At 44.9% G+C, this 14259-nt stretch carries 11 protein-coding genes; 10 read left to right on the plus strand and 1 reads right to left on the minus strand.

All coding sequences use genetic code 11. The annotated features are described in order from the left end of the window. The first annotated feature begins 84 nt into the window (after nt 1–84). Both ANPL_RS01820 and ANPL_RS01830 read left to right on the plus strand, forming a co-directional pair. Nucleotides 85–1416, plus strand: coding sequence for a DNA recombination protein RmuC (locus ANPL_RS01820; protein ID WP_236822892.1), 1332 nt, complete (start codon nt 85–87; stop codon nt 1414–1416). Nucleotides 1417–1699: 283 nt separating this feature from the next. Then, on the plus strand, nt 1700–2386 hold the full coding sequence (locus ANPL_RS01830) for a hypothetical protein (RefSeq protein WP_169193098.1): 687 nt from the start codon (nt 1700–1702) through the stop codon (nt 2384–2386). 958 nt (nt 2387–3344) lie between these two features. Here the strand turns inward: ANPL_RS01830 and miaA are convergent. After that, nucleotides 3345–4247 (minus strand): tRNA (adenosine(37)-N6)-dimethylallyltransferase MiaA, encoded by a 903-nt coding sequence (miaA, locus tag ANPL_RS01835; RefSeq protein WP_169193099.1) that lies wholly within the window; start codon nt 4245–4247, stop codon nt 3345–3347. 468 nt (nt 4248–4715) lie between these two features. Here miaA and ANPL_RS01840 point away from each other — a divergent pair, with 468 nt between their 5' ends. The 8 genes from ANPL_RS01840 (at nt 4716) to ANPL_RS01875 (ending at nt 14225) form a co-directional block, all read left to right on the plus strand. Continuing rightward, complete coding sequence (locus ANPL_RS01840) at nt 4716–5171, plus strand: hypothetical protein (protein WP_169193100.1); 456 nt, start codon at nt 4716–4718, stop codon at nt 5169–5171. Between the two features lie 54 nt (nt 5172–5225). After that, nucleotides 5226–6308: a hypothetical protein gene (locus ANPL_RS01845; protein ID WP_169193101.1), complete on the plus strand. Its 1083-nt coding sequence runs from the start codon at nt 5226–5228 to the stop codon at nt 6306–6308. Between the two features lie 70 nt (nt 6309–6378). After that, a complete protein-coding gene (gene nuoF / locus ANPL_RS01850) occupies nt 6379–7671 on the plus strand; it encodes an NADH-quinone oxidoreductase subunit NuoF (protein ID WP_169193102.1) in 1293 nt (430 codons plus the stop codon). Nucleotides 7672–8354: 683 nt separating this feature from the next. Continuing rightward, a complete protein-coding gene (locus ANPL_RS01855) occupies nt 8355–9032 on the plus strand; it encodes an NADH-quinone oxidoreductase subunit J (protein ID WP_236822875.1) in 678 nt (225 codons plus the stop codon). 39 nt (nt 9033–9071) lie between these two features. Continuing rightward, complete coding sequence (gene nuoK, locus ANPL_RS01860; protein WP_169193103.1) at nt 9072–9398, plus strand: NADH-quinone oxidoreductase subunit NuoK; 327 nt, start codon at nt 9072–9074, stop codon at nt 9396–9398. Nucleotides 9399–9471: 73 nt separating this feature from the next. Further along, entirely contained in the window at nt 9472–11343 is a 1872-nt protein-coding gene (nuoL, locus tag ANPL_RS01865) for an NADH-quinone oxidoreductase subunit L (RefSeq protein WP_169193104.1), read from the plus strand. Then, the gene (locus tag ANPL_RS01870) at nt 11340–12815 is read left to right on the plus strand and encodes a complex I subunit 4 family protein (protein ID WP_169193105.1); all 1476 of its coding nucleotides are present in this window, start codon (nt 11340–11342) and stop codon (nt 12813–12815) included. Before nuoL ends, ANPL_RS01870 begins: the two co-directional genes overlap by 4 nt. A 9-nt stretch (nt 12816–12824) precedes the next feature. After that, entirely contained in the window at nt 12825–14225 is a 1401-nt protein-coding gene (locus ANPL_RS01875; RefSeq protein ID WP_169193106.1) for an NADH-quinone oxidoreductase subunit N, read from the plus strand. Nucleotides 14226–14259 lie beyond the last annotated feature (34 nt).

Below are 14259 nucleotides of genomic sequence, written 5' to 3' on the forward strand. Positions count from 1 at the left end.
TCACACATGCAGAAGAATTTAGACATACTATACGATAAGCCATACAATTGTCAGTACTATTTTGCCACAAGTATCGGCCTGTTTATGATTCTTAATGTTACCGCGTCAACGATGGCTATGCTGGTTGTCGAAGGGGCGATAGTGTCCTTCATCACCTACTTAATATTGGTAAAGACTAGGGTGCCTAGGCAGTTTTGTGTAGATCTGGAAGCGGAAAAGGCAGATTGTGTCAGGAGATTGCAAGATGGGGAAAGGGAAAACGAATTTTTGCGTCAAGAGGTGAATTCGCTAAACAAAGAACTGCAGGCTGTGCGAGATAAGGCCTTGGTGCTTGATATTGAGAAAAAGAATCTTGAGAACAACCAGCTACAGCTAGATTCCTACTTCAAGGCTGTGGATGAGCAGTATAAGCTGCATTTTGAGAACCTTGCTAACCGGATATTTGATGAAAAGATGGACAAGTTTAGTAAGATTTCCAAGGAAGGGATAGATGTTCTTCTAGCTCCGGTGAAGGAGAACATGGATACCTTGAAGAAGGAACTCGAAGAAGCATTTGTGCGTCACGGTAAGGAGCAGTTCTCCCTCAAAAACGAGATCCAACGGATAGTATTGGCCAATGAAAGAATAACCTTGCAGGCAGAAAACCTGGCTAGTGCGTTAAAGGGTGATACAAAAATGCAAGGTTGTTGGGGAGAAGTTATTTTAGAGAAGGTTTTGGAAGACTCAGGACTGAGGAAAGATCAGGATTATAAGGTGCAAAGCACCGGAATGGCTCTTCAGGGTGTAACGGGCGGAAGGCAGTTTCCCGATGTTGTGGTACTCTTGCCGGAAGGTAAGCATATAGTGGTGGATTCTAAAGTGTCTTTGGTGCACTACGAAAGGTACTGTTCGGAAAAGCAGGATGAGAGAGTAAGGATGACGTACCTCAAACAGTTTGTGCACTCGGTAAGATCGCACGTGAATGACTTGGCTGGTAAAAGATATTCCGACATTGAGGGCATAAATGCCCCGGATTTTGTTCTGATGTTTATTCCTATAGAGAGTGCATATTTTCTCATGCTGCGCGCTGATTCAGAGCTGCACGGATATGCGTGGTGCAAGAAGATAGTTATAGTCTGTCCTTCAACATTACTTGCCACTCTCAGGACTATAGAATCCCTGTGGAGACTTGAAAGACAGAATCGAAACACCATGGAGATTGCCCGTCAAGGAGGGGCCCTTTACGACAAAATAGCAGGCTTTGTGGAAGATATGCGCAAGCTTGGAAAACAGCTTGATGCTGCGAGCGGCGTGTATCGGGAAAGCATGAAGAAACTTTCAGAAGGACATGGAAATATATTGTCTAGAACTAAAAATCTCAAGAGTCTTGGAGTCAAGACGTCAAAGAACTTGGAGCTTGAATCTACTGATGGCTAGCGCGGTACCAGGGAGGATGCAAAAGAGTTGTGCAGAAGCGCTTCAGTGGTTTGTATACCACTCTGGCGCTTGTTGTTAGAGAAAAGGTAGGGTTTATGAGATACGCTCATGCTGGAGTTATGGCTTGCTTTGGTTTTGTCACTATTCGTAGGATTCTTTCGGGTAAAAGGGGAAGGATTATGCTAAGGGATAGTAGTTGTTTTACGTAAACACAATTGTAACTGTTCGTGTGTACCATCTGCAGCAGAGGCTGTTTCGTATGTTGTTGAATGAGTGTTGAGGCATGGGAGTAAGCTTTACAGGAGAAAAGGAGAAATACTTTGAGGGGGCTCTCCGGTGGTATTGTACGCGATATCTAGCGGTTACTACCGAGCGTGCTTGGCTTAGTTTTATCCTGGTTGTGCTCACGTCTTTGGCGCTCTTTTTAGCGATAGATATATACTCAATGTTTCCCACCAGGACAGATTTTAGCTTTATTAAGTACACTGATAGATATAGTGATGAGTTCTTAATAATTAAGCGTTTAAGTGCTGATGTAGACGAGAAAGAGGAAAGCGTTCTGTCGGAGTACTTGGCGCGTGAGTATGTAAAGCGTTATGAATCTTACACGCGCGGTGATGAGGATTTACAGCTTGCGTTCGTCAAAAACAACTCTTCACGAAAGATATTTGTGGGGTTTAAAAACGGCATGGAGGAAGGTGTTGCGGTGCAAGCATTAGCAACCAAGTACGGAACCGAAGATGTGACTTTGGAAGCCGTGGTAGACAAGGTAGAATTATTGCCGGAAAGTACTTCTTCAATGCGTGGTGCAGTGGTGGAGTTCAGGGTTAAACATCTAGTGCAAGGTATTTTGGTTGATACTCAAACTAGGAAGGTGCAGCTTTCTTTTTCCATATCCAACATAAGGATGGCGGCGTCGGGGGTGGTGCCGTTTGAGTTTACCATCCATGCATATCAGTATATAGATTAGTGAACGGTCTCAAGGTTAAGAATAGCCATGCTCGGTGAGTTTGATTTCGCCCTAAAGGGAGCTATGCGCTCGGTATACAGCGACTTAAATTGTCCATGAGCACGGGGCTTTTCGGTTGGCGCCCCTTGGGTCCTATTGCTTTGAACTTCTAGTACCTAGGAATATTTTTTCATTACGCAAAGGCATTATCGAGAGAACTTTTCCATGCAACCCCAAGTGGAGTAGTTTTGCGGCAAATAGGCGAGGTCATTGTTGTGTTGTTACCCAGTGGCAGGTGCCCTGGGGTATTGTATCGTGGCAGGAAGGAGGTATAAAGCAAAACTGTGCTGAGCCCCGTAGTGTTACTGATGGCACTGAATTAGCCGTAAGTGCATAGGTTTTGTTTTTATTGTGTTGCTTTAAACTTTGAGTGTCTCGGAATATTTTGCGCTATACAAAGGCTTATAGAGTAAACGTTGCCATTTCACCTCATTGCAACCTGTTGCATCGTACGAAGGGACGTAGAGAATATTGTGCTGCGTTACAATTTCAGGGTAGAGGGTTGATTAAATACACTGATGTTTCTGTGTTTTCCTCGTGCTGCATTGGATAGCAAAGTTCTTGGCATTTTAATTTCTACACAAAGGCAGCACAAGAGAATACTACGCTGAGAAACACCTTTAGTCAGCGAGTTTACATTGAACTAGCTGCTGGTGCCTGGACCCTGTGGTAAGCACTTACTTTTTTTGTTGTGTTACTCTAAGCCTTTAGTGTCTAGGAATATTTTTCGCTACACAAAGGCAACATAGAGAATAGAACATTGTGCGCGGCACACTTTCAGGGTGCAAGGTTGTTAGCAAATCAACATATGTTGCCGTGTTTTGTTCCGCTGTCTTGGATAGAAAACACCCCTGAGCATCTTGATACTGCACTAAAGCATTATAGGAAAGACTTTGCCATGTTGTGTAAATAGGCAGTTTCAGGTGTATAGTCTGATAATATGTTGCGCCAGCTGATGTTTGTCCGCGAAGTACGACGCGCTTGATGGTAGCTGGGTGCGGAACCAGGTGCACTGTCTTTTGGCATAGTGGCGCGTATTCTTCTGTGCGATTTCTATGGCCTCATCAAAGCCCATTGTTCCCGACAAGTATTTTACAATCTCTGGTACTCCATGTGCTCTCATTATGGGCAGGTTTTCTGGGAGGTTCATTGACATTAAAAGCTTCACTTCGTCTATAGCTGCAGAGCTCATCATGTGCAGAAATCGACGATTAATTTTGCTGTATAAGACTTCCCTGGAGGGCATCAGCACGAAGATTTTATAGTTTCTGAATGGCCTAACTCTAGCAGACTGCGTGCGCCACGTAAAAATTGATATCCCGGTCTGCTCCATAACTTCAAACGCTCTCAGAATTTGGTGAGAATTGTTTTTATGAAGCTTTTTTGCGTTTTTGTCCATTTTGACTAGCATTTCATAGAATGCATCTTTTCCCATTGTTGACAGTAGATCTATAGCCCTATCGCGGACCTCTTTGCTTACCTGCGGTATGTCAGACAGGCCATTAAGGAGGGCGTTGATGTACAGGCCGCTGCCTCCGATGACTATAGGAAGGAGTCCATCCTGCCTGGCATTCTGTATTTCTTTCTTAGCATCTTCAAGCCATAACCCTGCTGAGTAGTTTTGACTTGGAGAAACGTATCCATAAAGGCGATAGTAGCCACAAGACATAGACGTGGGCTGGTCGGTGATTATTGGCACATCGCAGTAAATTTGCTTTGAATCGCAGTTAATTACCCTACAGGCAACCTCATTGGAGATTATCTCACATACTTCCGATTTCCCCGATGCTGTCGGGCCCGTTAGAATCACCAAATCATCCATGCGCTATACAAAATGCAGAGGATCAGCCCTCCGCATCCTCATACAAGTGATCGTACTAAGAGTCGGGATTATAAGCGCAACTCAGTCACTCTTCCAGGTTTTGTTTAGGTTGCTCTGTGGCATTGCACATAGAGTCAGATATAATTTTGCAATAGGATACTCGCATTAACTGGGATACTCGCATTAACAATGCATGTCATGCCAGAACTTTTTATTTACTGCATGGTTAAGTAGAGTGTTAATTTAATAGATACCAAATGAGTTTATCATTCCATGGTACGTTTAGTGCTGTGTGTCGTCCGTGAAGCAGGGTGATCATTCCTTCTAGAGGGGGTAGAGAATTCCGTGCTGCTGTGAAAATGTGAGCGAAGGTTATGCCGGAATACTGTTGAACTGGCGTTTGTCACGTGCTACACTCGGCGAAAGTTGCTGTTTCGCTGGATTATTGTACTTTTAGGGGTTTACGCTATGACGGATCAGGGTGGTTTCTCCAGTGGCGATAAAGGGTTTGCTTCTAGGTTCAGCAAGGGTAGTGTGTCGGCTAAGAAGAGTGAAGAGGAGGGGTCTGGGGCTCCCTCAGCGGGGAGTAAGGTATTCTCCAAGCTTCTTGGAAAAAATGAAAAGCCGGCTTCTTATCGTGAGGATAAGAGCGTTTTGAGAACCACAAGAGCAGGAAGCGAGGGTTTTGCAAAGGCTACTAAGAAAAGCAGGTTGGATTGCTTGTTTTTGGTTCGGGGAAAGGACAAGGGAAGGCCTGCATGGCACTATGTTCTTGTGGATAAGCACAAGAGAGAAATGTTTCTCGCTAGGAGCAAGAGTGGCTCTATGGACGTAGCACTCTACGGGGAGATTCTATATTCGGGATGGGGGGAAAACCCTTCTGAGGATGTAGTGCAAAAAATTAAGGACGAGTTCGGTGCTTAGGTGGGTTCTCTAGATCTCCTAGGTGCCTTTTTTTAACAAGTGTTGGGAGGGTCCTTGCTTAATAAAATATTGGCTGTGGTGGATCCTACTCTTTCTCATAAGTCCCTTATACAGCGTTGTGTAGATGTTGGAATCGATGTCCTGGTGTACTGCGAAGAGGGGAGGGCTATGCCCCCAGGAGCACAGGTGGAAATCCGAAGTTTTAACGGTGGTTTCTGTGATATAGGAGATGCGTGTTGTGTGCTAGAGCTCATTCCCGAGGGTGCGAGCAAAGCTGCGTTTTATAATAGCCCGGCGGTCAAGAATGGGAAGATGCTTCTGTTATCTTATGGCATGACTAGCGCGCAATACGGTGAAATACATGAGGGAATGTCAGGTTCTTTGGCGAGCAGGGTCGCGGGTGTTTCATTTCCCTCGTTTTACCAACATAGGCCAACGTTTGAGTGCATCCTCTATGCGGAAAGCGTGGAGCCATGTTTCCGCCTTGTCCAGAAAAACTTCTCTTGCTTAATAAGTATGCTACGGACCTCAATTGGTAGTAATCTCTTTGACAGGTTTGGCTATTTTTGGGCGGGAACTTGTGCAATTTCGGCGTTGCGCACTGGTATGATGGTAGAGGTAGCAGATCGTTTGGTTTCCAATGAAGATACAGGAGTCTGCTTAGGTGCCTTTAAGGTGTTGGATGCATTGGGGCTCGATAAATTTATAGCGGGTCTGGAAGCGCTAGTGGGGGTTTTAGGCAAGGATGATTTATTGCATCAGGTACGGTGCAATTTGCCGGGTATAGTTCAAGGAATGATTTCAGACGGGCTTTATGGTGCCGGCGGCAGAGGTGGTTTTTATCGCATCTATGATATGCGTTATGGCAGCGTGGAACAAGTCATTGACCTCCAGAGTGGTCTGTACAGATCATTGAAAAAAGATGAGTCCCTACAGGATAGCCTGTTAGATACAAGGAAGAACAGTATGTTTTCTGACGAGTTGTGGAAGCAAGTTTTTACGTATGTTGAGCATATAGTAAAAGAGCGGGGGACTGATGTGATTAAGGAATTGGATGAGGTATTGCGAGTTGGATATAATTGGCAGTTCTGTGTTAAGGAACTTGCATCCAGGGTTGGTATAAGAAGTTTTTTCTAGCTGTTTATAATTTAAAAACCTAAGCTCTTAGTTATATGGGTAGTGTTGTCGTTGTCTTGTGGGAGAGGGCGTGAGAGAAGAAGACGCTATATTTACTAATCTTGCAGGTAGGGAAAGCCCTTATTTGGAAGCTGCCAGGAAGCGCGGTGCGTGGAGCAATACCAAGGAGCTTCTTGATCTGGGGCGAGGGAGGATTATTCAAGAAGTGAAAGATTCTGGCCTGCGTGGCAGAGGTGGTGCAGGCTTTTCTACAGGGTTGAAGTGGAGCTTTATGCCCAAGAACCTGCCTGAGGGTTCGAAAGCGTACCTGATAGTGAATGCCGATGAGTCAGAGCCAGGAACCTGCAAAGATAGGGACATAATCAGGTATGATCCCCATAAGATTCTTGAAGGTATCCTTCTGGCGGGGTTCGCTATGGGAGTTACCGCCTCTTATATATACATAAGAGGAGAGTTTTATAACGAATACACGGTTCTACAGAAGGCTCTAGAAGAGGCTTATGAGCAAGGCTTGCTCGGAAAGAATGCCTGCAAATCTGGTTATGATCTCGATGTTTACATACACAGGGGAGCGGGGGCATATATTTGCGGTGAAGAAAGTGCCCAGATGGAATCTATTGAGGGACGCAAGGGTATGCCGCGTCTTAAGCCGCCCTTTCCAGCAGCTGTGGGTCTTTATGGTGCGCCAACTACCATCAATAATGTCGAGACCATTGCTACTGTGGGAGATATTTTGCGTAGAGGGGCGAGCTGGTTTTCCTCTCTAGGTATCCCCAATAACACAGGGACGAAGATTTTTTGTATATCAGGTCACGTCAACAAGCCATGTAATGTGGAAGAAGAGTTGGGGATCCCCATGAGGGAGCTCATAGAGAAGCACGCAGGCGGCGTTATAGGAGGGTGGGATAACCTGTTAGCAGTTATTCCAGGAGGCTCTTCGGTTCCAATGTTGCCTAAGCATATATGCGATGAAATAACTATGGATTTTGATGCTTTAAGAGCCGCTAAGTCAGGTTTGGGTACTGCAGGCTTGATAGTAATGGACAAATCCACCGATCTTGTAGAGGCAATAGAGAGGCTGGCTGCTTTTTATATGCATGAATCTTGCGGGCAGTGTAGCCCATGTCGTGAAGGGACGGGTTGGATGTGGCGACTGATGCGAAAAATAGTTGATGGCACTGCTGAAGAGGATGAGATAGACAAGCTACTAGATGTGGCATCACAGATCGAAGGGCACACCATTTGCGCTCTTGCAGATGCAGCAGTATGGCCAATCCAAGGCCTATTTAGGCATTTTCGGTCGATGGTTGTTGAGAGAATCAGGTCATCACAGCGTCACAGGCGCATTGCATCTGGGGGATAGGTGCAATCTTCCTGTTAATAGCTCATTGTAAAAACATCTTTTATCACATAGGTTCGCGAAGAATAATGCGGCGCCATCGAAAGCTTTTAGTTTATTTGCTCATTGCCATACCTGTGGCGGTTATAAAAGCGTATTATTAACCATGAAAACTTTGCGAAATATAATCAATTTATTGGTTTTTTATACCTGAGTGTTGGGGGGGGGTAAACAGGTACCCTAACGGGAGTGGCCTTGTGGTAATTTTTGTTGTCATTATAGCAACCCCCGCTCGCTAAAGGGGCTGATTACTTCATTATACGGTTTAAGATAGCTAACTAACTAGTGCAATCTGATTTTCAGATTTAGTAAATAATACTCCTTCTATAAGCGATTTAAGATCATTTTGCGTTTTGTGATTTTGCGCAGGGCTAATAGTTCTTACTATTGTGTAGAGACAAACTTAGTGCGAATAGACATTTATGTTGCTGTGTTTCAAATTGTTGGTGATGAGGTGCAGCTGACATTGGATGATAAATGCTAAATTCCGTTGCAACTACGCCACATATGATGTGCTACTAGACTGGTAGGTGGTACCCGAGTGGGGTACCGTTAAAGCCATTTTTAAAGTGATGTGCATGCTTAAAGGCCATCGCTAGTTTGTGCTCAGGGTGTTGGCGAACGTGAGTTAAGTTTTGCTGGAGGTTGTGAGTCAATTTGGTTTGCTAACCACTGCCATTATGCTATATTCAGGCGGTGTTAGGCTTTGCGCCAGGTCGATGGTAGGTTTTTTATTTTTCCTCTTTGCAGGGGTAGTCGTTGTTGCCGCTGGGGCCGTTGTAGCCTCGTCGAATCCGGTTCACTCGGTGTTCGCTCTTATTTTGACTTTTTTCGTTTCTAGTGCGCTGTTTGTCATGTTAGGCGCGGAGCTTGTAGCTATGCTGCTGGTTATTGTGTATGTCGGCGCAGTGGCGGTATTGTTCCTATTTGTTGTGATGATGCTAGATCTGGATCGAGTGAAGTCTGCTCATGGATTAGTGAGGTACTACCCTATAGGAGTTGGTCTCGGTGCGATATTCTTTTGCTGTGCAGTGTATGCAGTTTTGGTTACCAAAGCAGATTTCATAAATAGTGCCGGTGTAAAGGGGAGCTCGATGGATAGTAACATTTTTCTAATTGGGTCGCAGATGTACACGGAGTACTTCTACGCGTTTCAGATATCGGGTGTTTTACTTCTAGTAGCTGCTGTAGGGACTCTGGTGTTAACATTGCGTTTTGGTACGTCAAAGTCTTTGAAGCAAGACGTGGGTGTACAGGTAAGTCGATCTTCAAGGGTGCGATTGGTGTCTCCTGAGGTTGGCAGGGGTGTTAGTGATACCGACTAATGTCATCGATGGTGCGTGTGATCTCATAGGAGGCAGAACGTGGAGTTTTTAGTAAGCGCTGGGGTGACAGTAAATCACTTTCTCATTTTGGCGGCTGTATTGTTCGTGATCGGTATCTGTGGCGTGGTTATTAACCGCAAGAGCGTCATAAGTGTTTTGCTGTCTCTAGAACTCATGTTGCTGGGTGTAAATATAAACTTTGCGGCATTTTCTTCATTTAGTGGAGATGTGCAAGGGCAGATTTTTGTGGTATTTGTGCTGACTGTAGCCGCAGCGGAGTCTGCAATAGGGCTGGCCATCATGTTGGCTCATTTCCGCAATGTGGGAAATATAGACCTTGATGAAGCGAGCTTGCTCAAGATGTGATGAAACACTCTATGGGATTGATTTAGGCGTGCGTTATGGACTTGCATGGGTTCACTTTTAGTAAGTAGCTGTTATGTTCAGTTTAGAGTTTTTGTGTGTTACGCTACCGCTTATAGGAGCGTTATTGGGGCAATTACTTAAGCGTAAAGAGCACATTTCGCACGTTGTGGCTTGTCTCTGTATAGGGCTCTCGACGGCGCTGTCTTGGTATTTCTTTACGTTTTCCAAGCAGCACTACGAAATAGACATAGTTTCTTGGCTCGAAGTGGGCGGCGTATCGGTACATTGGTCCGTATACATTGATAAGCTGACCACTTTGATGATGATCGTGGTGACCACAGTATCGCTGATTGTCCATATTTACTCTATTGGATACATGCACCATGACAAGGGAGCGGTGCGCTTCTTGTCATATCTCTCCCTGTTCACGTTTTTCATGATGGTGCTGATAACCAGTGGAAACTTTATGCAGCTATTTTTCGGTTGGGAAGGAGTGGGGTTGTGCTCCTATCTCCTTATAGGGTTTTGGTTTCACAAGGATACAGCTACAAAAGCCGCAATGAAGGCCTTTGTGGTGAATAGAGTTGGTGATTTGTTTTTCCTCTGCGGGATACTAGTAGTTTTTTATGCATTTCATACCCTAAATTTCGACGAGATATTTGCAAAAATCTCGGAAGGTGGCAATTTAGGCACTGTTGAGCTCATGGGTGTGGAAGTTGATGTAATCGACCTGGCAGGAATTTTGCTGTTTTTAGGGTGTATGGGGAAATCAGCGCAGCTGGGATTACATGTGTGGTTGCCAGATGCCATGGAGGGTCCTACTCCGGCTTCGGCCCTTATTCATGCTGCTACTATGGTCACTGCTGGGGTTTTCTTGGTGGCTCGTAGTTACATGGTGTTTGAGCTTTCTCCTTTAGCTCGAGAGGTGATACTGACGGTTGGACTTGCTACTTGTCTAGTTGCGGCGCTGGTAGCTATAGTTCAAGAGGACATCAAGAAGATAGTTGCCTATTCAACCTGCAGCCAGCTCGGGTATATGTTTGTTGCTTGCGGCACGTCTAGTTACCATTTGGCTATGTTTCACCTGCTAACACATGCGTTTTTTAAATCTTTGTTATTCCTGTTAGCTGGTAATGTGATCCACTCGAACCATGGGGAACAAAGAATAGAGCATATGAGTAATAATTGTTGGCGTGATGTACCTTTTACGTATGCGCTGATGTGGGTAGGATCTCTTGCGCTAATGGGTGTGTTTCCCCTGGCAGGATATTACTCGAAAGACTTAATAATCGAGAGTAGCTACGGTCACTGTGTTGGCTTTGTGGTTACCAACGTAGTAGCATGTCTTACTGCTGCATACTCGTGCAGATTGATGATAAAAGTGTTCCATAATCCTTATTCCAAGAGGATTGACTCGATTCATGAATCGGGAAAGATAATGCTGTTGCCTCTGTTAGTGCTTGCGGTGGGGGCGATATTTTCCGGCATGGCATTCAAGAACCTTTTTGGAATTACGGGCGAAGAGTTTTGGGCAGGTAGTTTGCGTATCGGTGAGCACGAGGAGGTCAGCCATGTGATAGAGTTGATTCCGGCAGCTATGGGGATTATAGGGATGTTTTTGTATTACCTGCATCATACAAAAAAATTGGGTAATTTGGTTCCGGGAGCTCTGAAGAATGTTCTGATAAAGAAGTTTTACTTCGACGAGATTTACCAACGTGTTTTTGTCTTGCCAATGAGCAAAATAGCCGAGGTGTTTTGGGTGATTGCAGATCAAAAAGTGATTGATTATTTCTTCCTAGATGGTATTACTGGGGTGGTCAGAACCTGTGCCAGACATAGTGTCAGGGTTCAGAGCGGGCGTGTGGTGGGTTACGCTCTTGTTATGCTGCTTGGAGCGGTGGCTGCTGTGCTGTTGGTGGTGTATGGTTTTAAAACACGGTGATACCTTTATTGATCCTTATTCCCGTAGCAGGGGCGTCTGCACTTTCTTTCCTGAGGGGGTTTCCTTCTAGCCTTAAGGGCTCTGTGTTCATCGCAGCTACTGCCGCGGCGTTTATTGTTAGCGTGGGTGTTTTACTCAACTTTTCAAACGGAATGGGCGTCGAGGGAGAGCTCTTTGTATCGGGCGTTTCAGGTTTTGAGTTCAAGCTGGACAGGCTTTCGCTACTTATGGTTAGCCTGACTACCTTTTTGTTCTTCTTGGTTGCGATTAGTGGTGTCTTTAGTGATGCTTGTGGCATAGAGAAAGAAAAAGAGCATTCGTTTTTTGCACTTTTAGCTTTGCTAGAAGCGTTTGTCTTGTGTGTGTTTATTGTAGACTCTTCAGTTCTGTTTTACGCGTTTTTTGAAGCATCGCTTATCCCGATGTTTTTTATCATAGGGTTTTGGGGGCACGGCGACCGCATAGGCGCGGCATTTAAGTTCCTTATATATACGGCCACGGCTTCTTTATTGTTTCTTGTAGCTATCGTATACTCGAAGATTTTTTCCCTGGGGGTGTTTGACTCTTTTTATTCAGACATACATGTTTATGAAGCAATCCCGTTTGCGTTCCGTGTTGCGTTATGGACGGCGTGTTTTTTTGCTTTTGCTGTCAAGCTCCCGATGGTTCCATGTCACACTTGGTTACCTAAGGCTCACGTGCAGGCTCCGACTTTGGGATCTGTGCTGTTGGCCGGTCTGCTGATCAAAATGGGTGGATACGGATTCATTAGATTTTGCCTGGGTGGCCTGCCTGCTGTGAGTTTTGAACTTTCAAAGTTTGTAATCTTTCTCAGCGCTATTTCATTGGTTTATTCATCCCTGATTGCGTACTCACAAAAAAACATGAAGGCGCTGGTTGCTTATTCTTCAATAGCGCACATGAGTTTTGTTTCTGCTGGAATATTTTCTCTAAATGAGAGCGGTATAATAGGTGCAGTCTTTCAAATGGTGAGTCATGGCCTCATATCTGCAGCGTTATTTTTGTGTGTCGGTATAATATACCGCAGAACCGGTACCATGGAGATGGAAAAATGTGGGGGGCTGGCATCCGCAATGCCAAGGCTTTCTTTGATGATGATATTTTTCAGCATGGCTTCCGCTGGTTTGCCAGGGACATCGGGTTTTATAGGTGAGTTTTTGTCTATTTTGGGGATCTTCCAGGCATTTAAATTCACGGTAGTGTGTTTTGCTGTTGGAGCTGTGTTAAGTGCGGCATATATGTTACGTCTGTGTCGTGAGGTGGTATGGGGAAGTGCGCCTGAAGGTGCTTTTGTTGGGAAAAGCGATATAAACGTGTGGGAATTAGTAGTGCTTGGTTCTCTTGCGGTTTTGGTGATTCTCTTGGGTATATTTCCTTCTTTGGTTATTTCTTTTTTGAAACCCTGGGTTGGTGATGTTTTGCTGTCGTTGTACAAAATCCGGTTAGCTTGAGAGTGACGCATGTACTTTAAAGATTTGGCATATGTGATACCGGAGCTCACTATGCTGGGTGCCTCTCTAGCTTTGTTGATTGCTGGAATGGCCATAGGTGAGAGATGGGTCCGCGGGCTTGCTGTGCTCTTTGTTGGCTCTGCCTCCGGGGTTGCAGCTGCAGAGCTTGCACAGTTTTCTGGTGATGCTGTTTCACTATTCAATGGGATGATAGCGAGAACGGGGCATGTGTATCTATCACGTGTAATCGTTCTGCTGACGGGGTTAGCCGCGTTTTTATTGTTCTTTTTTGCAAATAGGTCGTATAGGTACGAGTTTTCCGTTTTGATGCTTCTGGCCACTTTGGGGTCAGTTTGTATTGTGCAGGCAGATCATTTTTTATCGTTTTACCTATCGTTTGAGCTCATAGGCTTTGCCTCTTACATACTTGTGTGTTTCAACCGGAGTTCTAGGAAGGCATCGGAAGCCGCCATAAAATTCTTCATTCTAGGTGCGATATCGTCTTGCTTGATGCTCTATGGTATTTCCTTTGTGTACGGTTATTCCTCCAGTTTTGAATTCTCAGTGCTGGCCAAAGTGCTAGCTGGGGAAGGGTCAATGGGAGAGGCGTTTGGATGCGCTTTGGTCCTAGTGGGTGTGTTATTCAAGCTTGCTGCGGTGCCGTTTCATATGTGGCTGCCAGATACTTACCAAGGAGCCTCCACTGTTGCTGTTATGTTTTTCACTATAGTGACAAAAACGGCGTTGATCTTGACAGTTACCAGGGTCACTAGGGCGCTCGATACTTCTTTGTTTACATACCAGTGGGTGATGGTGCTATTGGCAATATCATCGATGGTTGTGGGAGAATTTGGTGCGATGCAGCAGAAAAATATAAAGCGACTATTGGCATACGCAAATATTGGGCATATAGGATTTGTTATTGCTGCCCTAGCGGGGAATAATGCAACTTTTAATGCGTTGCTCTACTACACGGTAACTTACGTCCTGATTAACATGTGGATTTTCTCTATTGTGCTTATGTATGACGACGAGGGATTTGAGATTCCCAGCATGGCGGGTATTTCCGCTAAATATCCAATAATGTCTCTCATGCTGGTTTCCTCGATGTTGGCTTCTTCGGGGCTGCCACCGTTTTCTGGGTTTTTTGCCAAGTACGCTATTTTAAAATCCGTAGCTTCTCTAAGTGCCGGCAATTTGCACATATTTGTATGCATAATATTTTTGAGTATTACCAGCATAATACCATGCTATTATTGCTTCCGCATAGCAAAGGTAGTCTATTTCGATGAAGCGAGAGATGATGTTCCAGCCATCATCGGAAGCGTAGGTCTGTATGTGGTTGCACTTGTTTCTGTGGTGCTGAGTGTGATCATGGTGTTTTATCGAGATCACTTTGATGCCTTTTAGGTAATTTGTAGCTCTAGCTGCGGTCTTTTGTGTT

This window comes from Anaplasma platys (assembly GCF_012790675.1).
In the GTDB taxonomy this organism is placed as follows: Bacteria; Pseudomonadota; Alphaproteobacteria; order Rickettsiales; family Anaplasmataceae; genus Anaplasma; species Anaplasma platys.